This is a genomic window from Frateuria aurantia DSM 6220 (assembly GCF_000242255.2).
Classification (GTDB): domain Bacteria; phylum Pseudomonadota; class Gammaproteobacteria; order Xanthomonadales; family Rhodanobacteraceae; genus Frateuria; species Frateuria aurantia.
In genome coordinates this window covers 698,499-723,615 of the sequence record NC_017033.1, presented here as the reverse complement: position 1 = coordinate 723,615, position 25,117 = coordinate 698,499, and the positions used below count along the sequence as shown (strand labels likewise).

The following is a 25,117-nucleotide window of genomic DNA, read 5'->3' as shown; positions in this document are numbered from 1 at the left end:
TCCTTTACTTACTTCGGACGCTTGGCGCCGTACTTCGAACGTGCCTGGCGACGCTTGGCGACACCGGCGCAGTCGAGACTGCCGCGAACCGTATGATAACGCACACCCGGAAGATCCTTGACACGACCGCCACGGATCAGCACCACGGAGTGCTCCTGAAGATTGTGACCTTCGCCACCGATGTAGCTGATGACTTCGTAGCCATTGGTCAGACGCACCTTGGCGACCTTGCGCAGAGCCGAGTTCGGCTTCTTCGGGGTGGTCGTGTAGACGCGGGTGCAGACACCACGACGTTGCGGGCTGCCCTGCAGCGCCGGAGAGGCGCTCTTGTAGCTTTTCGGGCTGCGAGGCTTGCCCACCAGCTGGTTGATCGTTGCCATGTGTAGCTATCCTGGGAAACATAAAGACAGACCGGGCTGCGGCCTGCCAAGAAGCGGGAATTTAACATGAGCCCGCTGTCAGGGACAAGCGAGGCCCGGGCCATCCATACTCTGCAATCAACGGGGCGCTTCCTTGCGCCCCCGCATGCTTTCAGCGACTTGCGGCCGCCGGCCAGCTCAAAGGCTGCCGGCGTCGACCTCTGCCTTGGCGGGCTTGGCATCGCTGCTGCCTGCGCCGGTCAGCACTTCGAAGTCGAAGGCGGACAGGCCGTCAGCATTGCGACGCTGCGCATGATACGCCAGGCCGGTACCTGCCGGAATCAAGCGGCCAACAATAACATTTTCCTTGAGGCCCCGCAAGTTATCCTTGGTGCCGCGGACAGCCGCCTCGGTCAGCACCCGGGTGGTCTCCTGGAAGGAGGCCGCCGAGATGAACGATTCGGTCGCCAGCGATGCCTTGGTGATACCCAGCAGCACCGACTGGTAGCTGGCCGGATGCTCGCCACGGGAGACGGCCTTCTCGTTCTCCGCATTGATGCGGATACGTTCGACCTGCTCGCCGCGCAGATAGGTGCTGTCGCCCGGCTCGGTGATTTCCACCTTGCGCAGCATCTGACGGATGATCGACTCGATGTGCTTGTCGTTGATCTTCACGCCCTGCAGACGGTAAACGTCCTGGATTTCCTTGACCAGATAGGCTGCCAGCGGCTCGACACCCAGCAGGCGCAGGATGTCGTGCGGATTGGGTTCGCCGTCCACGACGGTCTCGCCCTTCTCCACATGCTCGCCTTCGAACACGATGACCTGACGCCACTTCGGAATCAGCTCCTCGTGCTCGTCACCGTCCACGTCCTTGATGATCAGACGCTGCTTGCCCTTGGTGTCCTTGCCGAAGCTGATGACACCCGAGCGCTCGGCCAGAATCGCCGGCTCCTTGGGCTTGCGGGCTTCGAACAAGTCAGCCACGCGAGGCAGACCACCGGTGATGTCGCGGGTCTTGGAGGTTTCCTGCGGAATACGGGCAACCACGTCACCCACGCCCACCTCGGCACCGTTCTGGATCGACACGATGGCGCCGGCAGGCAGGAAGTACTGGGCCGACACATCGGTACCCGGCAGCTTCAGCTCGCGGCCCTGGTTGTCTTCCAGACGCACGATGGGCCGCAGATCCTTGGCCGCGGTACCGCGACGCTTCGGATCGGTGACCACCGCCGACTCCAGACCGGTCAGGTCGTCGGTCTGGCTCTGCACGGTCACGCCATCGATAAAGTCGATATAGCGGACCACACCGGCCACTTCCGAGACGATCGGATGGGTATGCGGATCCCAGTTGGCCACGGTCTGTCCGGCCTTGACCGCCTCGCCGTCCTTCAGCGACAAAATCGCGCCGTAAGGCACCTTGTAGCGCTCGCGCTCGCGGCCGTTGGCATCGATCACCGAGACTTCGCCCGAACGCGACACGGCCACCAGATGGCCCTGCGAGTGCTGGACGGTCTTCAGATTGTTGAACTTCAGGCTGCCCGTGGTGCGCACCGACACATTGTCGACCGCCGCCGCTCGCGATGCCGCACCACCGATATGGAAGGTACGCATGGTCAGCTGGGTGCCGGGCTCGCCGATCGACTGGGCGGCCACGACACCGACGGCTTCACCCATGTTGACCAGATGGCCACGAGCCAGGTCGCGACCGTAGCACTGGGCGCAGACACCATGCTCGGCCGAGCAGGCGATGGGCGAACGGACCTTGACGATCTGCACGCCGGCGTGATCGAGCTTCTCGACCAGCTGTTCGTCCAGCAGGGTGCCGCGCTCGACGATGGGCTGATCATCGCTGCCCGGAGCATACACGTCTTCGCAGACGACACGACCCAGCACGCGCTCGCGCAGCGGCTCGACCACATCGCCGCCTTCGACCACGGCCTGCATCACCAGACCTTCGTAGGTGCCGCAATCGAATTCGGTGATCACCACGTCCTGGGCCACGTCGACCAGACGACGGGTCAGATAACCCGAGTTCGCGGTCTTCAACGCCGTATCCGCCAGACCCTTACGGGCACCGTGGGTAGAGTTGAAGTACTGCAGCACGTTCAGGCCTTCGCGGAAGTTGGCCTTGATGGGCGTCTCGATGATGGAGCCATCGGGACGGGCCATCAGACCACGCATGCCGGCCAGCTGACGAATCTGGGCCACCGAGCCTCGGGCACCGGAGTCGGCCATGATGTACAGCGAGTTCATCGACTTCTGGTTGACGGTCTTGCCTTCGGCATCGACCACCTTCTCGGTGCCGATACCGTCGATCATGGCCTTGGCGACCAGTTCGTTGGTACGCGACCAGATATCGACCACCTTGTTGTAGCGCTCGCCGGCGGTGACCAGACCCGACTGGTACTGTTCCTGGATCTCGACGACTTCCTTCTCGGCCTCTTCCAGAATCGGCTTCTTCTGGTCAGGGATGATCATGTCATCGATGCCGATCGAAATGCCGGCACGGGTCGCGAAGCGGAAACCGGTGTACATCAGCTGGTCGGCGAACACCACGGTGTCCTTCAGACCCAGCAGACGGTAGCACTGGTTGATCAGCCGCGAGATCGACTTCTTGGTCAGCTCGGTGTTGGCCAGCTCGAAGGGCAGGCCTTCAGGCAGGATTTCCATCAGCAGGGCACGACCGGCGGTGGTATCCACCAGCTTGGTCGTTTCCGTGCGGTTGCCATCGGCGTCGACTTCCACGGCGTGGATGCGGACCTTGACCTTGGCGTGCAGTTCCACCGCACGGTTGTCGTAGGCGCGACGGACTTCGGCGACGTTGGCGAACACCATGCCGCTGCCCTTCGCCGTCACCAGCTCGCGGGTCATGTAGTACAGCCCCAGCACCACGTCCTGCGAAGGCACGATGATGGGTTCGCCGTTGGCGGGCGAAAGGATGTTGTTGGTCGCCATCATCAAAGCGCGCGCTTCCAGCTGCGCCTCGATGGACAGCGGCACGTGCACGGCCATCTGATCGCCGTCGAAGTCGGCGTTGAAGGCGGTGCAGACCAACGGATGCAGCTGGATGGCCTTGCCTTCGATCAGCTTCGGTTCGAAGGCCTGGATGCCCAGACGGTGCAGGGTCGGCGCACGGTTCAGCAGCACCGGATGCTCGCGGATCACTTCTTCAAGGATGTCCCAGACCTGCGACTCTTCGCGCTCGACCAGCTTCTTGGCCGCCTTGATGGTCGAGGCTTCGCCACGCTGCTGCAGCTTGGCGAAGATAAAGGGCTTGAACAGCTCCAGCGCCATCTTCTTGGGCAGACCGCACTGGTGCAGACGCAGGGTCGGCCCCACCACGATCACCGAACGACCGGAGTAGTCGACGCGCTTGCCCAGCAGGTTCTGGCGGAAGCGGCCCTGCTTGCCCTTGATCATGTCGGCCAGCGACTTCAGCGCGCGCTTGTTGCTGCCGGTGATGGCACGGCCGCGACGGCCGTTGTCCAGCAGGGCATCCACCGACTCCTGCAGCATGCGCTTTTCATTGCGCACGATGATGTCGGGCGCAGCCAGTTCCAGCAGGCGCTTCAGACGATTGTTGCGGTTGATCACGCGACGGTACAGATCGTTCAGATCCGAGGTCGCGAAACGGCCGCCGTCCAGCGGCACCAGCGGACGCAGGTCCGGCGGCAGCACCGGCAGCACGGTCAGCACCATCCATTCCGGACGGTTGCCCGACTCCAGGAAGGCCTCGATCAGCTTCACGCGCTTGGTCAGCCGCTTCAGCTTGGTCTCGGAATTGGTGGAGGCAATTTCTTCCTTCAGGCGGATGACTTCGGCCGGCAGGTCCAGCGACTTCAGCAGCTCGCCCACGGCTTCGGCACCCATGCGGGCATCGAATTCGTCGCCATGCTCTTCGACGGCTTCCAGGTACTGGTCTTCGCTCAGCAGCTGACCGCGCTCCAGCGCCGTCAGACCGCCGTCGATCACCACGAAGGCTTCGAAATACAGGATCCGCTCGATATCACGCAGCGTCATATCCAGCATCAGACCGATGCGCGAAGGCAGCGACTTGAGGAACCAGATGTGCGCGGTCGGGGCGGCCAGCTCGATGTGGCCCATCCGCTCGCGACGGACCTTGGCCAGGGTGACCTCGGTGCCGCACTTCTCGCACACCACGCCGCGGTGCTTCATGCGCTTGTACTTGCCGCACAGGCACTCGTAGTCCTTGACCGGACCGAAGATCGCGGCGCAGAACAGGCCGTCACGCTCCGGCTTGAAGGTGCGGTAGTTGATCGTTTCCGGCTTCTTGACTTCGCCGTACGACCACGAGCGGATCAGCTCCGGCGACGCCAGCGCGATCTTGATCGCGTCGAAGTCAGGCGTCGCGCGCTGCTGATTGAATAGATTAAGCAGGTCTTTCATAGCTTAGGCTCCTGTGACCGCGAGGATCACTTGATCTCTTCCAGGTCGATGTCGATACCGAGCGAACGGATTTCCTTCACCAGCACATTGAAGGATTCCGGCATGCCCGCCGCCATCTCGTGGTTGCCGTCGACAATGTTCTTGTACATCTGGTTGCGGCCCTGCACGTCATCGGACTTCACCGTCAGCATTTCCTGCAGGGTGTAGGCCGCGCCGTAGGCTTCCAGCGCCCAGACTTCCATTTCACCGAAGCGCTGGCCACCGAACTGGGCCTTGCCGCCCAGCGGCTGCTGGGTGACCAGGGAGTACGGGCCGGTCGAACGGGCGTGCATCTTGTCGTCGACCAGATGGTTCAGCTTCAGGTAGTGCATATAGCCCACGGTGACCGGGCGATCGAAAGCCTCACCGGTACGACCGTCGTACAAGGTGGTCTGACCGGATTCCGGCAGATCGGCCAGCTTCAGCATGGCCTTGATCTCGGTTTCCTCGGCACCATCGAACACCGGCGTCGCCATCGGCACGCCTTCCTGAAGGTTGGTGGCCAGGGTCATGATCTCCTCGTCGGTCAGGGAGCTCAGATCCACGTTCTGCACCGCACCGGCAATCTGCGAGGTGTTGTAGATCTGGTCCAGGAACGCGCGGATCTGGGTGACCTTCTCGCGGGCCTCCATCATCTTCTGGATCTTGCGGCCCAGGCCCTTGGCGGCCCAGCCCAGATGCACTTCCAGAATCTGACCGATGTTCATACGCGAGGGCACGCCCAGCGGATTCAGGCAGATATCCACCGAGTTGCCGTCAGCCATGAAGGGCATGTCTTCGACCGGCACCACGTTGGAGACCACACCCTTGTTGCCGTGGCGACCTGCCATCTTGTCACCGGGCTGGATGCGACGCTTCACGGCCAGGAACACCTTGACCATCTTCAGCACGCCCGGAGCCAGATCGTCGCCCTGGGTCAGCTTGCCCTGCTTTTCCTTGAAGCGCTTCTCGAACTCGTCCTTGTGACCACGGATCTGTTCGGCGGCGCGCTCCAGGAATTCGGCGGCATCTTCGTCCTTGACGTTGATCTTGAACCAGTCGTCCTTCTTCAGGCCGTCCAGATAGACATCGGTGATCTCGTTGCCGCGCTTCAGGCCGTTCGGACCCGAGGTGGCGACCTTGCCGACCAGCTGTGCACGCAGACGGTTGTAGATCGCGCCTTCCAGAATGCGGAACTGGTCGTCCAGATCCTTGCGGATCCGCTTCAGCTCGGTTTCCTCGATCTGGCGGGCACGCTTGTCCTTCTCCACGCCGTCACGGGTGAAGACCTGCACGTCGATGACGGTGCCGTCCATGCCGGGCGGCACGCGCAGCGAGCTGTCCTTCACGTCGGAAGCCTTTTCGCCGAAGATCGCGCGCAGCAGCTTCTCTTCCGGGGTCAGCTGGGATTCGCCCTTCGGGGTCACCTTGCCGACCAGGATGTCGCCCACCTTCACTTCGGCACCGATATAGACGATGCCGGACTCGTCCAGGCGCGACAGCGCGGACTCGCCCACGTTCGGGATATCGGCCGAGATTTCCTCCGCACCCAGCTTGGTATCGCGAGCGATGCAGGCCAGTTCCTCGATGTGGATCGAGGTGTAGCGGTCTTCCTGGACCACCCGCTCGGACAGCAGGATCGAGTCTTCGAAGTTGTAGCCGTTCCAGGGCATGAAGGCGATCAGCATGTTCTGGCCCAGAGCCAGCTCACCCAGATCGGTCGACGAACCATCGGCCAGGGTATCGCCCACCGCGACCACGTCACCGACGTTCACCAGCGGACGCTGGTTCAGGTTGGTGTTCTGGTTGGAACGGGTGTACTTGGTCAGGGTGTAGATGTCGACGCCGGCGTCATGGTCACCGACTTCTTCCTCGTTCACGCGCACCACGATACGGGCCGCATCGACCTGGTCGATCACGCCACCGCGCTTGGCGGTCACGATCACGCCCGAGTCACGCGCCACGGCGCGCTCGATGCCGGTACCCACCAGCGGGGTCTGCGAACGCAGGGTCGGCACGGCCTGACGCTGCATGTTCGCGCCCATCAGTGCGCGGTTGGCGTCATCGTGTTCCAGGAAGGGCACCAGCGCCGCCGCGACCGACACGGTCTGCATGGGCGAAACGTCCATGTAGCCGATTTCGGCGGAAGGACGCAGCTCGGACTCGCCGCGGAAACGGCAGGACACGAAGTCTTCCAGGAAGCCGCCATCCTTGCCCAGCGGCGAGTTGGCCTGGGCGATGACATGATCGCCCTCTTCGATCGCCGACAGGTACTCGACTTCGTCGGTCACCTTGCCGCCCACCACCTTGCGGTACGGCGTCTCGAGGAAGCCATACTGGTTGGTGCGGGCATACACGGCCAGCGAGTTGATCAGGCCGATGTTCGGGCCTTCCGGGGTTTCGATGGTGCAGACGCGGCCGTAATGGGTCGGGTGCACGTCGCGGACTTCGAAGCCGGCGCGCTCGCGGGTCAGACCGCCGGGTCCCAACGCCGAAACACGGCGCTTGTGGGTCACTTCCGACAGCGGGTTGTTCTGGTCCATGAACTGCGACAGCTGCGAGGAGCCGAAGAATTCCTTGACCGCCGCCGCCACCGGCTTGGCATTGATCAGATCCTGCGGGGTCAGACCATCGGCCTCGGCCAGCGACAGACGCTCGCGGACGGCGCGCTCGACGCGGACCAGACCGATGCGGAAGGTGTTCTCGGCCATTTCACCGACCGAGCGCACGCGACGATTGCCCAGATGGTCGATGTCATCGACGGTGCCATGACCGTTCTTGATCTCGATCAGGACCTTCAGCACATCCAGGATATCCGAGCTGTCGCCCAGTTCCTTGACCAGCTTCTGCGATTCGTCTTCCTTGCGGTCGGCGAAGTACTTGTGGTCGTACAGCACGCCCGGACCCAGAATGTCCTTGCGACCGACACGACGGTTGAACTTCATGCGACCCACGCCCGAGAGGTCGTAGCGGTCGAAGGTGAAGAACAGGTTGTAGAACAGGTTCTGCGCGGCATCCTTGGTCGGCGGCTCGCCCGGACGCATCATCCGGTAGATTTCGACCAGGGCTTCCAGCGGCGTGGTGGTGGTATCGATCCGCAGGGTATGCGAGATATAGGCACCGCGATCCAGGTCGTTGACGTACAGGGTCGGCAGGGTTTCGATGCCGGCGCAACGGAACTGCTCCAGCTGTTCCGGGGTGATCTCGTCATTGGCCGAGGCCAGCAGCTCGCCGGTCGCCTTGTTGACGATATCGGTCGCCAGGATGCGGCCGACCGGATAGTCGTCCGGCACATCCAGCTCGGTCAGGTTTTCGGCAGCCAGCAGGCGCACGTGACGAGCGGTGATGCGCTTGCCGGCCTCGACGATGACCTTGTCGCCAGCGACCAGGTCGAAGCTCAGGGTTTCACCGCGCAGACGCTCGGCGACCAGCTCCAGGGTGGTGGTGCCGGTCTTGCCGAGGTGGAATACGTTGTGCTCGAAGAAGATCGACAGCATCTCTTCGTTGTTGTAACCCAGCGCGCGCAGCAGCACCGTCACCGGCAGCTTGCGGCGACGGTCGATACGGGTGAACAGCGCATCCTTGGGGTCGAACTCGAAGTCCAGCCAGGAGCCGCGGTAAGGAATCACGCGCGCCGAGAACAGCAGCTTGCCCGAGCTGTGGGTCTTGCCGCGGTCATGGTCGAAGAACACGCCCGGCGAGCGATGCAGCTGCGAGACGATGACGCGCTCGGTACCGTTGACGATAAAGGTGCCGGTGTCGGTCATGAGCGGAATCTCGCCCATGTAGACTTCCTGCTCCTTGACGTACTTCACGGCCTTCTTGGAGGCCGGGGAGTCCTTGTCATAGATGACCAGGCGCACGGTCACGCGCAGCGGCGCACCGTAGGTCATGCCGCGACTGCGGCATTCGCGCTCGTCGAAGCCGGGTTCGCCGAGACGGTATTCGACATATTCCAGCGCGGCATTGCCCGAATAGCTGGTGATCGGGAACACCGACTTCAACGCCGCATTCAGGCCCCGCTCGGCACGCTTCTTGGGAGAAACGTCTTCCTGCAGGAATTCCTTGTACGAGTCGGTCTGGATGGTCAGCAGGTTGGGCACGCCCAGAACAGGGGGACGCTTGCCAAAATCCTTGCGGATGCGCTTCTTCTCGGTAAACGAGTAGGTCATGATAGGTACCGCCTCGGTTCGCAGTGACACCGGTGGTCGACCCACCGGTTAAAGGTTGAAAACTATTTTTCCGGCAGAAGCGGACGGACCGGGCCGTTCCTGCCAGTTCAAAACTCAGCCCTCAAGAAGCCCCGAGGATTTCTTCAAGGCTGAGCTCTGTGGATCGCGGAATCCCACATCGCAACAGGTAAAGCCCGGGGGCTTACGCCCCCAGGCTTCGCTTGCGCTAGGTCGCTGACGACGGCGCGCAAAGCGCCAATTACTTCAGCTCAACCGTGGCACCTGCGGTTTCCAGGTCCTTCTTGAACTTCTCGGCGTCTTCCTTGGAAGCGGCTTCCTTCACGACGCCACCGGCCTCGGTCAGGTCCTTGGCTTCCTTCAGGCCCAGGCCGGTGATGGCGCGGACAGCCTTGATGACTTCCACCTTCTTCTCGCCGGCGGACTTCAGGATCACGTCGAATTCGGTCTGCTCTTCAGCAGCCGGGCCGGCAGCGGCCGGGCCAGCGGCAACGGCCACCGGGGCGGCAGCGGACACGCCGAACTTCTCTTCGATGGCCTTCACCAGCTCCATCACTTCCATCAGCGACTTGGCGGCAACGGCTTCAACGATTTGGTCGTTGGTCAGGGACATTTGATTTACCTCTGGAAATTGTAACGAATGGGGTAGTCGTAAGCGAACTTAGGCAGACGCGGCTTCTTCGGCCGGGGCGGCTTCTTCGCCACCTTCCTGCTTGTCGGCCACGGCCTTGACGGCACGGGCAAACATCGCAGCCGGTTCGGCCAGCACGCGGGCCAGCATGGCCAGCGCCTGTTCGCGGGTCGGCAGGGAAGCCAGCACGTCGACGTGCTCGGCGGGAAGCAGCTTGCCTTCCACCGAAACCAGACGCGGCTTCAGCTTGTCGTTGCCCTTGGCGAATTCCTTGATCAGACGACCGGCGGCACCGGGTTCCTCGGTCGAGAACGCGTACAGCAGCGGACCGGTCAGGGCGTCCTGGACGACCTCGAACTCGGTACCGGCGACGGCGCGTGCAGCCAGGGTATTCTTGACAACCTTCAAGAACACGCCCGACTCGCGAGCCTTCTTGCGCATCGCGGTCATCTGGGCGACCGTGGTGCCAGCGTACTCGGCTGCGACCAAGGAGTGGGCCTTAGCGGCGACTTCTGCCAGCTCGGCGACTACTTCTTGCTTCTGAGACAGATTTAGAGCCATTGCACTCCTCCAATTGAACTCCGCTCACGGCTCCTGCCGCTTGCGGTCCTGGGCGACATCCTTCCTGGACGTCGGGGGTCAAGCCCCGGGTGTTGGCCTTTCCAGAACGAATTCCAGAAGGCAGCACCATCTACGCGGGCCGGGCCTTGCAGCCCGATTAAGCGATTCCGCTTCCGACGACGGCGACTCCTTGCCAGCACGAGCTCCCTGCTCGTCGTCATCGCGCGCTGATCGCGCCTGCGGTCTTTGACGGCTTGTCCCGACTCTTGCAAGCCGGAACCGCCCTCAAAAACAGACCCGCCGAAGCTGAAACCTCGGCGGGATTTGATTCACTGACTTACTTGGCGACAGCCGACAGGGTCGAGGTATCGACCGGCACGCCCACACCCATGGTGCTGGAGAGCGAAACCTTCTGCAGGTACTGGCCCTTCGAGGTGGCGGGCTTGGCCTTCAGCAGGTCACCCAGCAGCGAGTTCAGGTTGTCGGCCAGCTGCGCGGCGTCGAACGAGGCCTTGCCGATGGTGACGTGGATGATGCCACCCTTGTCGTTGCGGAACTTGACCTGGCCGGCCTTGGCGTTCTTGACCGCGGTCGCGACGTCGGCGGTGACCGAGCCGTCCTTGGGGTTCGGCATCAGACCGCGGGGGCCCAGCAGCTGGCCCAGCTTGCCGACCACGCGCATGGCGTCCGGCGTGGCGATCACGCGACCGAAGTCCAGTTCGCCAGCGGCCATACGCTCGGCCAGATCGTCCATGCCGACGGCATCGGCGCCAGCGGCCTTCGCCGCCTCGGCCTTTTCACCGGCCGGCACGAACACGGCGACCTTGATGGTCTTGCCGGTGCCGTGCGGCAGCAGCGAGGAACCACGCACGCCCTGGTCGGACTTGCGCGCATCGATGCCCAGACGCACGGCCACGTCCACCGACTCCGGGAACTTGGAAACCGCGCCATCCTTGACGATCTTCAGCGCATCTTCCAGCGCGTAGAACTTGCCGTGCTGCACTGCAGCCTGGGCTGCCTTCATACGTTTCGTAAGCTTTGCCATGTCTTAGCCCTCCACTACCAGGCCCATGCTGCGGGCGCTACCTGCGATGGTGCGCACCGCGGCATCCAGATCAGCCGCCGTCAGGTCGGGCTCTTTCTGCTTGGCGATTTCTTCCAGCTGGGCGCGGGTAACCTTGCCCACCTTGTCGGTGTTCGGCTTGGAGGAACCCTTGCCGACGCCGGTCGACTTCTTCAGCAGGATGGACGCCGGCGGCGTCTTGGTGATGAAGGTGAAGCTGCGATCGGAATAGGCGGTGATCACCACGGGAATCGGCAGACCCGGCTCCAGCTTCTGCGTGGCGGCATTGAAGGCCTTGCAGAATTCCATGATGTTCAGGCCGCGCTGACCCAGAGCGGGACCGACCGGCGGCGAGGGGTTGGCCTGACCGGCCTTCACCTGCAGCTTGATATAGCCAACAACTTTCTTTGCCACGATTTATTCTCCTCGCGAGTTCAAGCGCTCCTGCGGAGCTCCTCGCTACCTGCCCTGCCATGGGAATCACGGGGCCGCATCCGGCAGCCCCAAAAAATACGCCCGCGCCAAGCACTTGCATGACGCGGGTCGCACATTGTATAGGCAGCCTCGACGGATCGCAAGACCCGCAAAGACCGGATCAGGACTTCTCGACCTGCCCGAATTCCAACTCGACCGGAGTGGAGCGCCCGAAGATCAGCACCGCGACCCGCAGCCTGCTCTTTTCGTAATTGACTTCCTCGACGACGCCGTTGAAGTCGTTGAAAGGACCGTCGACCACGCGAACCATCTCGCCCGGCTCGAACAGGATCTTGGGGCGCGGCTTTTCCACGCCTTCACGCACACGCGAAAGAATGGCTTCGGCCTCGGTATCGCGAATCGGCAGCGGACGGTCGGCGGTGCCGCCGATAAAGCCCATCACCTTCGGCGTTTCCTTGACCAGATGCCAGCACTCGTCATCGATGCGCGGCGCCCTGCCCTCGGTATCGGTATCGATCTGCACCAGGACATAACCGGGGAAGAACTTGCGTTCGCTGCGGCGCTTCTGGCCGCCACGCATTTCAACCACTTCTTCGGTCGGCACCAGCACTTCGCCGAACTTCTCTTCCATCTCGGCGCGCGCAATCCGCTCGATCAGGGACTTCTTCACCTGATTTTCGAAGCCGGAATAGGCGTGCACCACATACCAACGCTTGTCACTCATGCGCTTAACCTCTTTAGCTGATCTTGAGCAGCCAGCCGAAGACGACCGACCGGAGGATGAGGTCAATCAGACCCAGCAGCAAGGAAAGCACCACGACCACGGCAATGATGATGCCGGTCGTCTTGATGGTTTCATCGCGCGTCGGCCAGACCACCTTGCGCAGCTCGAATTGCGATTCGAGCAGAAAACTTCGGACTCGACGTCCCGGACCGGTAAAGGCGGCAATCGCGATCGATGCCACGACGCCGACCAGCACCATGGCCAGCCGTAGCGAGCCGGCGGCGGTGCTGTACCAGGAATAGGAAAAAATGCCAGCAGCCAGCACCAGCAGAGCCAGTACCAGCTTGGCGATGTCAGAACCCTGAGAGCCCTTCGACTGTTCTGCCTTCGTATTCATGCAAATCAGCCGGTAAGACCACCGAGACGACCATGACAGGCCCCGCGATGCGTACCAGCCATTATCCTCGAGTGGCACGCCAGGAGGGACTCGAACCCCCAACCTGCGGTTTTGGAGACCGCTGCTCTGCCAATTGAGCTACTGGCGTATGAACATCCCGATACGGCAATGGCGACTCACGTCGCCATGCCTATCGTACCTGCGACCTGCCGACCGACGTTTATGCCCGCCGGCATGGCCACACGACTTCTTACTTGATGACCTTGGCCACCACGCCGGCGCCGACGGTACGACCGCCTTCGCGGATCGCGAAGCGCAGGCCTTCGTCCATGGCGATCGGATGGATCAGGCTCACCACCATCTTGATGTTGTCGCCCGGCATCACCATTTCCACGCCTTCCGGCAGTTCCACGGCACCGGTCACGTCGGTGGTACGGAAGTAGAACTGCGGACGGTAGCCCTTGAAGAACGGGGTGTGACGACCACCTTCATCCTTCGACAGCACATAGACTTCGGCTTCGAAATCGGTGTGCGGGGTGATCGAACCCGGCTTGGCCAGCACCTGGCCACGCTCGACGTCGTCACGCTTGGTGCCGCGCAGCAGCAGACCCACGTTGTCACCCGCCTGACCCTGATCCAGCAGCTTGCGGAACATTTCCACGCCGGTCACGGTCGTCTTGGTGGTCGGACGGGTGCCGACGATTTCGATTTCCTCACCGACCTTGATGATGCCGCGCTCGACGCGACCGGTCACCACGGTGCCACGACCGGAGATGGAGAACACGTCTTCCACCGGCATCAGGAACGACTTGTCGATGTCGCGCTCGGGTTCCGGAATGTAGGTGTCCAGCGCATCGACCAGCTTGATGATGGCCGGCACGCCGATATCCGACTGGTCGCCTTCCAGCGCCTTCAGAGCCGAACCCTGGATGATCGGGGTATCGTCACCCGGGAAGTCGTACTTCGACAGCAGTTCGCGGACTTCCATTTCGACCAGCTCGATCAGCTCGGCGTCGTCGACCATGTCGGCCTTGTTCAGGAACACCACGATGTACGGCACGCCGACCTGACGCGACAGCAGGATGTGCTCGCGGGTCTGCGGCATCGGGCCGTCAGCGGCCGAGCACACCAGGATCGCGCCGTCCATCTGGGCGGCACCGGTGATCATGTTCTTCACATAGTCAGCGTGGCCGGGGCAGTCGACGTGGGCGTAGTGACGGGTCGGGGATTCGTATTCGACGTGAGCGGTCGAAATCGTGATGCCACGAGCCTTTTCTTCCGGCGCCGCATCGATCGCGTCATACGCCTTGAACTCGCCACCGAAGCGCTCGGCACCGATCTTGGTCAGTGCGGCGGTCAGCGTCGTCTTGCCATGATCCACGTGACCAATCGTGCCGACATTCACATGCGGCTTGGTCCGCTCGAATTTACCCTTTGCCATACGTGTCAAACCCCGACGGAGCCAAAAGTAGAAAGTTTAAGCAGGTACCACAAGCGGACCGCTCGATAAGATGGTGCTCATGACTGGAATCGAACCAGCGACCTCTTCCTTACCAAGGAAGTGCTCTACCGACTGAGCTACATGAGCAAACGCTGCTACGAAAGCCGCAATGGAGCGGGAGACGGGAATCGAACCCGCACCATCAGCTTGGAAGGCTGAGGTTCTACCATTGAACTACTCCCGCGCCGCGCGGAACTTCTGGTGGAGGGAGGTGGATTCGAACCACCGAAGGCGTAAGCCAGCAGATTTACAGTCTGCCCCCGTTGGCCGCTTGGGTATCCCTCCAACTGAGGAGGTGAATTATGCGCATCCCCCCAAGGGGCGTCAAGCATTCACCGCAAAAAAAACGAAAATTTTTAGTTGGTGGCCAGGCCGTCGTGCCCGCGCAAGTCGCTGAGTTCGGACATCACCTTGGATAGATCCATGATCCGCTTGGCATAATCCTGCATCTGACGCTCGGACTCGCCATCCGGCACCCACGCCGGCACCGGCGTCGGCTTGCCATCCGGGGCATCCAGGGCCACGAAGACCATCACGCAACTGGTGGCCAGCCGGCTGGCGCCGGTGCGCAGGTCCTGGGTCCGCACGTCCACGGCCACCTGCATGCTGGAACGGCCGGTATGGATCACCTGTGCGTGCACGGTCACGATTTCGCCGATATGGATCGGCGACACGAACTGGATGCCGCTGACCGAAGCCGTCACACAATAGGCGCCGCTCCAGCTGACCGCACAGGCATACCCTGCCTGGTCGATCCACTTCATCACCATGCCGCCGTGGACCTTGCCACCGAAATTCACGTCACCGGGCTGGGCCAGAAAGCGCAGGCTGGTTTCAAACTGTTTACCGGGCATTTTCACTCCACCACACTTCATCAGCAGGATCAGCAGACCGCATTATGCGACATTTTGACACGCCATGCTGCGTTGCGCCAGCGGTGCCGTATTCAACGACTTCCGGCTTGCACTTCCAGCTGCTGTCGTGCGGCCTGCAGCGATGCCGCGCTCTGTGCAGCATACCAGTCCTGCTCATCCAGCAAGGGCCGCCCCATGGCTTCCTCGAAGGCTTGTCGTGATGGCGCGGCCCGATAGTGCCCGGGGCCGCCCTCCCCCAGATTGGACTGGAAGATGCCGGCCGCACTCACCGGCAGAAAATCCTCATACGTCAGCGGCCGCGTCGACAACAGACCATGGGCCAGCAAGACCTCCACCGGCCAGGCTTCGGCACCGGCCGGTATGACCGCTCCGGCAGCCACCTGATACTCCAGGTGGGCCAGACCTTCGGCCTGCATGCTTGCCCAGTCATCCGGGAAGTCCGCAAATGCCGCCCCCAGGTCAAGGGTCCCCTCGCCCTGCCCTGCCCGCGCCAGACAGGCGTCATAGCGAGCCCGGCCCGCCGCTGTCAGGGCCGCCCCCCGCTGCTCGATCTCGCCAAATCGGGCGGTATGGCTGCCGGGTACTTCGTGCCCGTCATCCTCCCGAAAGAGAATGGATTCCCGCAAGGCGATAAAGCTGGTCTGCCGCAACAGCAAGGGCAGTCTGCGCCGAGGCGGCCCCTCGATCACGGCCTTGGGCTGGATGCCGAAATCCGGCATCGCCTGCTGCACCGCATCGATATCCAGGGTGCGCGGGGTCAGATGATTGATATGCGGCCCCTGGAAGCACACCACATCGGCGACCAGCGGATGAGCCTGGCGCATCGCCTGATAGGTGGCCTGATCGACACTGGCCGTGCGCTGCCAGCGAAAAGTCTCCAGCACAGCCGCGACAAACCCATCCGCCTCGGAATCAGCCACCCCACCCTTGCGTTCAGCCTCTACCATGGCCGTGCGGGCCCGTCCGGAAAAAATCTGGCGGCGTGCCAGGATCGCCTCGGCGCGGGCACGCAAGACAGGGTCCTCGATCAGCTCCAGCCTCAGCAGCGAAGTGAACAACCGGAAAGGACTGGCTTTCAGACCTTCGGCAGTGACCGGCCTGAATGCAGTGGAATGCACCGGAACCCCTGCGGCGGCCAGATCGTAATAAGCCACCGGCTGCATCCCCATCAACGCGAACAAGCGTGTCAGCCAGCGCAGCTCATCGGCCGTACCGACACGGATCGCGCCATGACGCTCCACATCCAGCCGCTGCAACTCGCCGCTGTCCCGCAGCTGCCGATGCAAGACCGGATCAGCAGCCAGCACCTGGGCATTGATGCCCTTGACCAGCTCGATCAAGGCCCCGTATTGCGGCACCTCCTCGCGGTACATCGCGGACATCGCCGCCGAGAAACGCGCGCGCAGCGCGTCCGGGGCAAGCAGGCCAATAGCGGATTCCGTCATGACAAGGGCCACACAATCCAGGGAGGTCCAGCTTAGCGCGATGAGCTCCCTCGCAGCCAATGCGCCACACCGCGTCAGCAAGCCCCGGCATACCGGAGCAAGTCATGCCAGCCGCCTCACCATCTTCCATCCTGGCGGCGGCCAAAGCAGCGGCCAGTTCGATATCAGCGGCAACCTCGACCATCTGTGCAACCGCAGCGACCACGAGACCGGTCACAGCGGCACCGACCTCTGCAACATGTCCGATGCGCCCCGCGACACCACGTTCGGCGCGCCGGCATTTGAAACAAACCAGCACGAACGACCTGAAAAGCTTCGCAGAGCCTTCCTTCAAGCCCGGCAATGTCAGTCTGTCTGCAGGGCTGGGGCAGCGGGTTGGTGCGGCCTGGTTCCAACGCCGCATCGCAGCCATGGGCCAACCTCCCGGGACAAGGCAAGCAAAACACCCTCCCACCCGAAGCCATCATCGCCGGGTGTCCCATGGAAAGAGATGAAGACATCAGCCACCATCTGAACCTCAAGCACCGGCCTGATCTCCGCCAACCTTCAGGCGTACCGGCTTCAGCGGCTGGCAAAGCGCGCCATTGCCGCCTCGGTCACCGGCGTATACAGCGATACCGCATTGCCCTCAGGGTCCCGGAACTGGAACGTACGATTGCCCCAGGGCATCAGCTTCAAGCCCGTGACCAGGTCGACCCTGTCCTTCAAGCGTTCGAATTCGGCCTCCACATCCTCGACCTTAAATTCAAGATAAGCCGTCCGGTTCTTTCCGGGCTCGCCGCTGCCCGTTTGCCACAAGGCCACGGTCTCTGCCGAACCGATCGCCAGCGTGGCGCCAGGCGTGGTGATTTCGGCAAACACCGGAGCCAGCCACTCGGCCTTACGCGCAGTCACCAGTTCATAGAAGGACACCATGGCCTGGATATCGGCCGCGATCAGACGAACAGAAGCGAGATGCATGCAAAGTCTCCAATCAGTGGACATCGGGCAGCGCCGACACCGGCGCACAAAAACGATACGATACGGTATCGTTTTGTTTTGCTATGATCAAGGTCTTATTCGCCATCGATCCCGCGGGGTACAAGGGCCATGCCATACGACCGAAGCCCCGACAGGACCTCCCCTGCCGCCACCGGCACGGATCCTCGCATCAGTCGCTCACGCGCAAGCATTCTGGACGCTGCCACCGCCCTGTTGAGCGAGCGCGGCTTCAGCGGCGTCAGCATGGATGAAATCAGCCGTCGCTCCGGCGTCGCCAAGACCACCATCTACCGGCACTGGTCCGACCGTGACGCCTTGCTGCGCGATGCCTGCATCGCCGTCGGTCGCCCGCAGCAGATACCGGATACCGGCCGGCTGGATACCGACCTCGAAACCTTGCTGACCGAGCTGGCCGATGGCCTGCAACAGGCCACGTGGGCCTCGATCCTGCCCTCGGTGATCGATGCCGCCGAGCGCGACCCGGCCACGGCGGCCATGTACGCCGAGCTGCAGCAAGGCTATGTCCAGCCCTTCCAGGTAGTGCTTGGTCGGGCCATCGCCCGTGGCGAACTGCCCGACGCGCCCCAGGTCGATACGCTGATCGCCGCCCTGATCGGCCCGCTGTTCTATCGCCGCTGGTTCTCCCGCGAGGCACTCGGCCAGAGCTTTATCGCGGCGCATCTGCAGCAGGTGCTGAGGGGAATCCGTTACAAACCCGCGAGACCAGCTTCAAGCCAGATCTGACGCCGGTGGCAGCCGGATACCTGCACTGGGCAGGCATCCATGCCGGCCACGGCGGCAGGATGGCAAGACAAGCACGACACCAACAACAGACCTTGCCAGTTGCTGCCAACCATCAAGATGGGGACAACGACATTTGATCGTGACCTGGCCACCCGTTCTCAGACAGCATGGATCCGGAAGATGATTCAATATCCCCATCGAGTCCGGAAAAGGCGCATCCCATGACCCGAACCGCTCCATCCCGCCGCCCCGCCTCCGAACCGGTTGTGCTGCACATCGCACTGAAACATATCAAACCTGTCGTCTGGCGCCGCGTGATGGTCCCGGCCAATATCACGTTGAACCGATTGCATCGCGTCATCCAGGCGGCCATGGGTTGGGAAGACCTGCACCTGCATGAGTTCGAAATCGCCGGAACCCGCTACGGCCATCCGGACCCCTTCTGTCGATTCATCCCGAAGCCCGCAGAAGCCTGCTCAAGACCCTGAGCGGACAGCACCGGTTCCGCTATCTGTATGACTTCGGCGACGACTGGAATCATGATATCCGGGTCGAACCCGTCCCTGCGGGCCTGGCGGACGCGTCGCTTCCCTGCTGCCTGGAGGGCGCCCAGGCCTGTCCGCCCGAAGATGTCGGTGGCCAGCCGGGCTATGAAGCCTTTCTTGAAGCCATGGCCGACCCCGCTCATCCAGAACACGACACCATGCTGGCCTGGTACGGAACACCGTTTGATCCAGCGGCATTTGACCTGGCCGGCATCAACCGCCGTCTGGCGAACATCAAGGTCTGAGAGCCCCCGCCCGACCGAATGATCTGACAAGCCTCGAACAGACAGGCCTGAACCGCGAACGGACAGATCAGGCCTGTCGCAGGACGACGGCTTCGCACCGGAGCGCCACGGGAAACCTCGCCGGGCACCATCCCTGCATCGTCCACAGGCGGATTGCCGGATGGGCTTCGCTGTGCCTGCGTCGCCGACGTTCCTGGCCCAACAGCTCAGCACCGCTCTTTTCGCAAGATATAGGCTTGAAAACAGTCATTGGACTGCCTTCTGATTCAAGCGTGTCTCAGTGTCCTCGAATCCAGGGGCCACTCCAAGACCTGAGCACAGACATCCATATCGTATCGAAATCCCAGGTCAGGTCCATGGCCAGGCATGAGCATCAAATAACGAGCGTCCATATACATGGTCAAATGAGGCGGGGATGACATCGACTTGACTTGATCTGCATGTGGCATCTGCTGTCATCGCCTGAAACAAGTCAGAAGCCATGGTGCAGCGAAATCTGCCCAACCTGATGATACAAGCGGAGGCATCTGCAGGGAGAGAGGCATGTCGTGGCGCTATCACCAGAACAACGGCCTGTTCGAACATGATGGCCATTCCATCAGCGAGGCTTATGCAGGTAAAGGTCAATGGAGAAACCAGGCACGCTATGAGTCCATCCGGGGAAAAGGTCCGTTGCCACGGGGTCGTTACACCATCCTGCCACCGCTGACCTACCCCACAGTCGGCCTCTATGCCTTGAGGTTGGTACCTGCGCCCACCAACCACATGTATGGACGCAGCGGGTTTCTGATTCACGGACCCAATCCTCATCACCTGGACGACTCATCCGAAGGTTGTATCGTCGCCTCATCATGGCTGCGGCATAAAATCTGGAACAGCGGCGATCACATGCTTGAGGTGGTCCCATGAAGATGGCTATCTGCCGCGACATGATTTTTTCACTGGGCATGCTCTGCAGCTTCCAGGCCGTGGCCCTGAGTCGCGAGGACGAGATCTGCGCCCAGGCCAGCTCGGCAAGTGCCCAAGTCAAACTGACCAATGCCGGACTGATCGACCAGACCAAAGTGGACAATGCACGCACCGAAATCAAACTGCTGGCCAGCCAAACGATCGTCGATGGCCTGATCCAGAAGGTCTTTCATATCGTGCTGCACGAGAGCGGAGGACGCCAACTGACGTTCATCCTGGGCACCCGCTACGGCGCAGATGAATGCCCTTACGATGCTGTGGATATCTGGGTCGTCGCCCGCGACCTGCCTCTTCCTGCCAGCACAGGCATCGGCAACCGAGGGAGCCCGTCCTCATGACATCTGCCACCGGCATTCTGCTGCGCCTGCTTCCAGGACTGTTCTTCCCCTTGCTGCTGCAGGCGAAATCGCTGCCTCAAACAGATCATTGCACCAAGCTCGTGGCCGAGGCGGCGATCAAGCGTCTGGACACCGCCGGAATCATCCCTCAAAAAGATATCGACCCGACGCGCAACGAAATATGGCTGCTGGCCCATGAAGCCCTGCCCCGGAACCAGTTCCGGGAGGTTTACCAGATGAGGCTGAAAAGCCACGGAGGCGAGCACCTGACGCTGATTCTGGACCGTGAGGCCCTCGCTGGAGACTGCCAACAGGACTCACTGCGCCATCTCTACCTGATCTCGCGAAGCTTCTAGTCCGATGACAGCCTGACCCAAGGCCGCTCCGAACCAACCCGCAGAACATCGTCTGGCATCAGGCCTTCAGCGCATAGCTCTCGATGGCATGCGCCACACCATCATGGGCATTGCTGCGGGTGACATGTCTGGCCACCTTTTTTACCGCATCGATGGCATTGCCCATCGCTACCGGGGTGCCGACATAGCGGAACATGCTCAGATCGTTCTCGTGATCACCGATAGCCATGATCTCCGCCGGAGCCACGCCCAGACGCTCGGCCAGCAAACGCAGTGCAGGGCCCTTGCCGGCTTCCGGATTCAAAATCTCGAAATAGTCATCAGCGCTTTTGACATAGTTGTAGCCGTCCAATGCAGCGGAAGGTATCCGTGCGATCGCGGCATCCAGCACCGCCGGCTCATCCACGAACATCAGCTTCTGGTAGCGCATGTCGGACGACAGCTGATCCAGATCGCGGATCCGCAATGGCGTATGGGTGAGATAGGCATCTTTCACTGTATGCGGACTGATATCCCGATTGGTGGTGATCATGTCGCCCTGGCTGATGGCATGGAAATGCACGCCCAGCTCCCGGGCCATCGCCTCGAAAGTAAGGAACTCGTCCTGGCCCAGGGTGGATTCCACCCAGATCTCGCCCGTGGCGGCCTGCTGCACCACCGAACCATTCGAGGTGATGCAGAAATGCTCGCCCTGATCCAGACCCAGCTGATGCAGATAAGGCTTGACCCCGCTGTAAGGCCGCCCCGTAGCCAGCACGATGCGAATGCCCTGCTCGCGTGCCGCGATCACGCTGGCCCGCACCCGCGGGGTGATCTCGTGCGACGGATCCAGCAGGGTCCCGTCCATATCAATGGCGATCAGCTTGATCACGGTGCGTCCTCTTCAATGTCGTCATACCACACGACACGGGACCTTAGCATGGTCCCCACAGGCCCGCATCCATGATGGCCGAGCCTGGCTCAGGCACGACCATGCCATCACCGGAAAAGCACCGGATGACCTGCGTGAGCTGGCCTTCCGCAAGCACTCAACCCGCCGGTTCCGTTGGAGGACACGCCATCGTGCCTCCACTTGAACCCAGCCAGGGATTATCGTTTCGCGACCGGTCCCTGCCTCGAACGTCATCCCCTGCATGGAAGGCGGGATCATTCCAGCCATGCACCCACCCAAGCTTCGTCCTGGCCGGTCGGCGGGCCAGCGCCGAACACGAAGCCAGGCACTCGCAAGCCATGATCGAGGGGCGAGGAGATGATAGGCCGTCCGGCAGAGCCACCGCGAATCCAGACGAGGCGTGCCTGGCCGATGCGATACGGGCTACAAGTCCGTTGATCTGGCGCTACGGTCAATGATGTACAAACAACCCGCTCGGCGCGGCAGCAGAAGAACAAGGCTTGGCTTGGCACCATGGCATCGCTGCCGCCGAATGTGACCGCGCTGTTCGCAACCCGCCGGTACGCCGCAAAACGCCTGAACACCCTGACACCATGATCTGTTGGCGCAGGCCCGAGCGGCCGCAGGACGGGGTCAGTCAAAACAGAGCCGATGGAGTCATCAGCCCGTCCTGACCCCGGCTTGCCTGCAGCAACTGCGTCCATACGGGCGCCTTCTGCCCACCAGCTGCAAAACCGGAAGGGAAGAACTCGCTGGAAGCTTGGATGCCTGATTGCGAATACGCGGCATCGAAGCCTGCGATCCCAGCCTCGATACCAACGCTTGAAGTCATGCTCTGCCCTATCGACTCACTACATTCAAAGCGCCAGCACCTGAGCCGGACCAAGGGAAATATCCTCAAAACGCCTGTGACACCACCCAGGTATCGACATGGTCATATGGGCACTCCCCCTCGCCCGTGCGGCTGGCAATAATCACCTTCAGCTTTCGGCCACCATACTCGTGCAGCACCAATTCAAATACCTGCCGGCTGAAGCCCTTGGGCAGCGGCTGCTTGGCCAGCAACCGGATTTCGGTATGCGCATTGTCGACCTTGTTCTGATCAATCAGGCCGGCATTGGTCAGTTCAACCTGAGCGCTTGCGGAGCTGCCCTGGGCACACGACCAGTCCGCCTTGTCCAGCGGTTCCGCCATGGCAGACAGCGACATCACCATCCAGACCAGCAGCAGCACTGAGGCAGGCGTCCCCTTTATCATGGCACTGCCCGCAGGATGCGGTCGTGCCTGCCCCATGTGCCATCCCGGCACTTCAGCAACACCGCCGTTTGGCTGATCGTACCGCCATCGGATATCACCGCCCCTCCACGCGCCCATGGGGTATCTGTTTTGCGCCTCCATGGCTAGTCTCCTTTTCCAGCTTTTTGACCAAACGGTCAAGAATGGGGTCATGATAGAGATCCAGACACTTCAACAGATCAAAGCGCACACCACGCACCTCGGTTTCGACAACAGGGTTGAAGTAATCCTGCTGGACATCGGCATCGACCAGGGGCGTCACATACTCATCAACAAGCCGAGGGTCGTAACCTGCCGTCCGGCCAAGCAGCCCGACCGTCGCTCGCAGATCCTTCCAAGGCGCCGGATCATGCCGGTAGGCTTCGGCCAGGCACATGGCCAGTACCTGATCCTTGAAATTTTCGACAGACGATCGTGACCGGGCTTCCGTATCGGCCAACGATGGCGCCACTGGCACATCGGCGGCCTGTACCGGCAAGCCCAGACAGCCCAGCCCCACCACACATACCCACTTCCTTGCCGATCCCACCATGACGTACTCCGTCCATGCTCGATGGCATGCGATGCCTATGGATCCAGATTCATCGCCTTCGCATCCTGCCTCGCAGTCCTGTCCGGATCACCCACATAGCGCCGGACCTGATCCTGCAGCGCGGCACTGTGGTACAGATCAAGACACTTCATAAAGTCGAATCGGACGTCCTTGTGAGAAGCATTCCGGCCGGGAGCCGTATAGCGCCGATCCAGATAGCGCTCAAGCAGCTCCCACATCGGCTGGGTAGCCGCATCCATATCGTAGGCCAACCATTCAATCAAGGCAGAGGCGCTGCTGCCGGCATCCTTGTCGACATCGGGATCCTTGGCATAGGCCTTGGCAATACAATTGGCGAGCACCAGATCCCGATAATTGATCGCATAGCTGCGACCGGCCGCTTCTGGCCCTTGATGCGGGTAATGTTCATCGAAGTCCGTATCAGCAAGCGATTGGGCAGCCGAGCATGCCAGCAGACAGGCCAACATGACCACGAAGCGCCGGCTCATTCCAAGTTCCACAAGCTTGCACAGTCCACGTGATAGCGCCTCTGCCCTCCATCGTTGAAGTAGCATTGGTCATAACAGCGACGTCCATCAAACAAGGTGGCATGTCCAGAAGCATCCCCCCAACCCGAAACATCGAAGATCAAAATACCTTTGCTCAACCTGAAGCCATATCCGGAAACAAGGCTATACAAGCACTGACCGGCAAGACCCCACCGCTGCTGAAGGAAGGCTTTCAACGCCGAAATCCTGAAGAAATACTGCCGGTGATCTGCGCCGGGTACAGTACTCTTGGGTATAGCCGGAATCAGCAAGCCACTTTGGTTGAGGATATAGCTCATTCTGACAGCACAGGTATTGCGCCAGCGTTGCGAGTGCACCGCTTTACGGATATTCCAAGAGACCGCACCGCCTACCACCCTGGCGACCTTGTCGGAAGGATTGGAAGGCTCATAAATGCGCTGGGCCGCTGACCAGCAGGCTGCAAACGAAAGCCGGTGCATGCGATTGCCCGTCATCAAGTGCCGTCAGGAACAAGCAGTGAAGCAGATCCACTGTCACGAGGCAGTCAAGACCGCGTCGAGAGAAGAATCATCCAAGCCAAAAATAAGCCAAAGTATATGGACGTCTTTTACGAAGCACTTTCGAGGCCACGTCTTGAGCCCGTTACCCACAGGCCAGACACATCCCATGCCAACCATGCAAGGAGACCTTTCTCTCCAGGCAAGCATCAAGGCCAACCATCAGGAACAGACATCTGCCTTCCTTGTCGTTGATGTCAGCCACAAGCATGTTGAGCGCACCGCTTTCATCCCAGCAGCCCGATATATCAGACCCTGTCCACCTGCCGGTCCAGGGCCGCATCCAGCCCAACGCCAAGCGACTGGCCTGACCTATCCAGCAATGGCCCGTTGCTGTCAGTGGCAATCCGTCACGATGCTTCTTGGAGCTTTTTGGCAAATATACCGTGCGGAAAGTCAGCGCTTCCTGGACCATGGAAGGACGGATCGTAGGAGGTCATGAATCAACATCGGCAGATCGTCTGCGACGGACATCATAAGCAAATAGCTCAGTCCTGATTGATCACCGCCATGGCAAGATCTG

26 protein-coding genes and 4 tRNA genes are annotated in these 25,117 nt (G+C 61.5%); 7 read left to right on the top strand and 23 right to left on the bottom strand.

All coding sequences use genetic code 11. The features are described from left to right. Positions 1–8 precede the first annotated feature (8 nt). From rpsL to hglS, 16 genes are all read right to left on the bottom strand, one after another. Positions 9–380: a 30S ribosomal protein S12 gene (gene rpsL, locus FRAAU_RS03200; RefSeq protein ID WP_014402127.1), complete on the bottom strand. Its 372-nt coding sequence runs from the start codon at positions 378–380 to the stop codon at positions 9–11. Between the two features lie 177 nt (positions 381–557). Next, positions 558–4,769 (bottom strand): DNA-directed RNA polymerase subunit beta', encoded by a 4,212-nt coding sequence (gene rpoC / locus FRAAU_RS03195; protein ID WP_014402126.1) that lies wholly within the window; start codon positions 4,767–4,769, stop codon positions 558–560. A gap of 26 nt (positions 4,770–4,795) precedes the next feature. Continuing rightward, positions 4,796–8,962: a DNA-directed RNA polymerase subunit beta gene (gene rpoB, locus FRAAU_RS03190; RefSeq protein WP_174269766.1), complete on the bottom strand. Its 4,167-nt coding sequence runs from the start codon at positions 8,960–8,962 to the stop codon at positions 4,796–4,798. Between the two features lie 256 nt (positions 8,963–9,218). Continuing rightward, positions 9,219–9,590 (bottom strand): 50S ribosomal protein L7/L12, encoded by a 372-nt coding sequence (rplL, locus tag FRAAU_RS03185; RefSeq protein WP_014402124.1) that lies wholly within the window; start codon positions 9,588–9,590, stop codon positions 9,219–9,221. 48 nt (positions 9,591–9,638) lie between these two features. Then, entirely contained in the window at positions 9,639–10,169 is a 531-nt protein-coding gene (gene rplJ / locus FRAAU_RS03180; RefSeq protein WP_014402123.1) for a 50S ribosomal protein L10, read from the bottom strand. Positions 10,170–10,506: 337 nt separating this feature from the next. Beyond that, positions 10,507–11,214 carry a 50S ribosomal protein L1 gene (rplA, locus tag FRAAU_RS03175; RefSeq protein ID WP_014402122.1) on the bottom strand — a complete coding sequence of 236 codons (708 nt, stop codon included), beginning with the start codon at positions 11,212–11,214 and terminating at the stop codon, positions 10,507–10,509. Positions 11,215–11,217: 3 nt separating this feature from the next. Further along, positions 11,218–11,646, bottom strand: coding sequence for a 50S ribosomal protein L11 (rplK, locus tag FRAAU_RS03170; protein WP_014402121.1), 429 nt, complete (start codon positions 11,644–11,646; stop codon positions 11,218–11,220). Between the two features lie 181 nt (positions 11,647–11,827). Further along, positions 11,828–12,391 carry a transcription termination/antitermination protein NusG gene (gene nusG, locus FRAAU_RS03165; protein WP_014402120.1) on the bottom strand — a complete coding sequence of 188 codons (564 nt, stop codon included), beginning with the start codon at positions 12,389–12,391 and terminating at the stop codon, positions 11,828–11,830. 13 nt (positions 12,392–12,404) lie between these two features. Then, positions 12,405–12,788: a preprotein translocase subunit SecE gene (secE, locus tag FRAAU_RS03160; RefSeq protein WP_014402119.1), complete on the bottom strand. Its 384-nt coding sequence runs from the start codon at positions 12,786–12,788 to the stop codon at positions 12,405–12,407. Between the two features lie 72 nt (positions 12,789–12,860). Continuing rightward, a tRNA-Trp gene (locus tag FRAAU_RS03155) sits at positions 12,861–12,936 on the bottom strand. 102 nt (positions 12,937–13,038) lie between these two features. Then, complete coding sequence (gene tuf / locus FRAAU_RS03150) at positions 13,039–14,229, bottom strand: elongation factor Tu (RefSeq protein WP_014402118.1); 1,191 nt, start codon at positions 14,227–14,229, stop codon at positions 13,039–13,041. A 71-nt stretch (positions 14,230–14,300) separates the two neighbouring features. Further along, positions 14,301–14,376 (bottom strand) — tRNA-Thr (locus FRAAU_RS03145). A gap of 23 nt (positions 14,377–14,399) precedes the next feature. Next, positions 14,400–14,473 (bottom strand) — tRNA-Gly (locus FRAAU_RS03140). Positions 14,474–14,488: 15 nt separating this feature from the next. Continuing rightward, positions 14,489–14,574 (bottom strand) — tRNA-Tyr (locus FRAAU_RS03135). A gap of 71 nt (positions 14,575–14,645) precedes the next feature. Further along, the gene (locus tag FRAAU_RS03130; protein ID WP_014402117.1) at positions 14,646–15,143 is read right to left on the bottom strand and encodes an acyl-CoA thioesterase; all 498 of its coding nucleotides are present in this window, start codon (positions 15,141–15,143) and stop codon (positions 14,646–14,648) included. Between the two features lie 92 nt (positions 15,144–15,235). Beyond that, positions 15,236–16,609, bottom strand: a complete 1,374-nt coding sequence (gene hglS, locus FRAAU_RS03125; protein WP_014402116.1) for a 2-oxoadipate dioxygenase/decarboxylase HglS — start codon at positions 16,607–16,609, stop codon at positions 15,236–15,238. Positions 16,610–16,649: 40 nt separating this feature from the next. On the opposite strand from hglS, the gene FRAAU_RS17100 reads away from it, so the two are divergent. After that, positions 16,650–17,123 (top strand): hypothetical protein, encoded by a 474-nt coding sequence (locus FRAAU_RS17100; RefSeq protein ID WP_156803319.1) that lies wholly within the window; start codon positions 16,650–16,652, stop codon positions 17,121–17,123. Positions 17,124–17,170: 47 nt separating this feature from the next. Here FRAAU_RS17100 and FRAAU_RS03120 read toward each other — a convergent pair whose 3' ends face one another. Beyond that, positions 17,171–17,569, bottom strand: coding sequence for a VOC family protein (locus FRAAU_RS03120; RefSeq protein ID WP_014402115.1), 399 nt, complete (start codon positions 17,567–17,569; stop codon positions 17,171–17,173). Between the two features lie 129 nt (positions 17,570–17,698). Between FRAAU_RS03120 and FRAAU_RS03115 the strand changes: the two genes are divergently transcribed. The 6 genes from FRAAU_RS03115 (at position 17,699) to FRAAU_RS03095 (ending at position 20,787) form a co-directional block, all read left to right on the top strand. After that, a complete protein-coding gene (locus tag FRAAU_RS03115; RefSeq protein WP_014402114.1) occupies positions 17,699–18,334 on the top strand; it encodes a TetR/AcrR family transcriptional regulator in 636 nt (211 codons plus the stop codon). Between the two features lie 221 nt (positions 18,335–18,555). Continuing rightward, positions 18,556–18,822 carry a plasmid pRiA4b ORF-3 family protein gene (locus FRAAU_RS17795; protein WP_217176242.1) on the top strand — a complete coding sequence of 89 codons (267 nt, stop codon included), beginning with the start codon at positions 18,556–18,558 and terminating at the stop codon, positions 18,820–18,822. Then, the gene (locus FRAAU_RS17790) at positions 18,777–19,124 is read left to right on the top strand and encodes a plasmid pRiA4b ORF-3 family protein (protein WP_217176274.1); all 348 of its coding nucleotides are present in this window, start codon (positions 18,777–18,779) and stop codon (positions 19,122–19,124) included. The genes FRAAU_RS17795 and FRAAU_RS17790 overlap by 46 nt, the downstream gene beginning before the upstream one ends. 543 nt (positions 19,125–19,667) lie before the next feature. Further along, positions 19,668–20,033 (top strand): tlde1 domain-containing protein, encoded by a 366-nt coding sequence (locus tag FRAAU_RS16785; RefSeq protein ID WP_014402113.1) that lies wholly within the window; start codon positions 19,668–19,670, stop codon positions 20,031–20,033. Next, entirely contained in the window at positions 20,030–20,431 is a 402-nt protein-coding gene (locus FRAAU_RS03100) for a hypothetical protein (protein WP_014402112.1), read from the top strand. Before FRAAU_RS16785 ends, FRAAU_RS03100 begins: the two co-directional genes overlap by 4 nt. Continuing rightward, complete coding sequence (locus FRAAU_RS03095; protein WP_014402111.1) at positions 20,428–20,787, top strand: hypothetical protein; 360 nt, start codon at positions 20,428–20,430, stop codon at positions 20,785–20,787. The genes FRAAU_RS03100 and FRAAU_RS03095 overlap by 4 nt, the downstream gene beginning before the upstream one ends. 58 nt (positions 20,788–20,845) lie before the next feature. Here FRAAU_RS03095 and yidA read toward each other — a convergent pair whose 3' ends face one another. The 6 genes from yidA to FRAAU_RS17935 form a co-directional block, all read right to left on the bottom strand. After that, entirely contained in the window at positions 20,846–21,658 is an 813-nt protein-coding gene (gene yidA, locus FRAAU_RS03090) for a sugar-phosphatase (protein WP_014402110.1), read from the bottom strand. A 658-nt stretch (positions 21,659–22,316) separates the two neighbouring features. Continuing rightward, positions 22,317–22,511: a hypothetical protein gene (locus tag FRAAU_RS03085; protein ID WP_041270345.1), complete on the bottom strand. Its 195-nt coding sequence runs from the start codon at positions 22,509–22,511 to the stop codon at positions 22,317–22,319. A 65-nt stretch (positions 22,512–22,576) separates the two neighbouring features. After that, positions 22,577–23,077, bottom strand: coding sequence for a hypothetical protein (locus tag FRAAU_RS03080; RefSeq protein WP_014402109.1), 501 nt, complete (start codon positions 23,075–23,077; stop codon positions 22,577–22,579). Next, complete coding sequence (locus FRAAU_RS03075; RefSeq protein WP_245546429.1) at positions 23,031–23,414, bottom strand: type VI secretion system amidase immunity protein Tai4; 384 nt, start codon at positions 23,412–23,414, stop codon at positions 23,031–23,033. The genes FRAAU_RS03080 and FRAAU_RS03075 overlap by 47 nt, the downstream gene beginning before the upstream one ends. Positions 23,415–23,542: 128 nt before the next feature. Continuing rightward, a complete protein-coding gene (locus FRAAU_RS03070; protein ID WP_014402107.1) occupies positions 23,543–24,016 on the bottom strand; it encodes a type VI secretion system amidase immunity protein Tai4 in 474 nt (157 codons plus the stop codon). Continuing rightward, a complete protein-coding gene (locus FRAAU_RS17935) occupies positions 24,013–24,354 on the bottom strand; it encodes a T6SS effector amidase Tae4 family protein (RefSeq protein ID WP_425598084.1) in 342 nt (113 codons plus the stop codon). Before FRAAU_RS17935 ends, FRAAU_RS03070 begins: the two co-directional genes overlap by 4 nt. Positions 24,355–25,117: the final 763 nt, after the last annotated feature.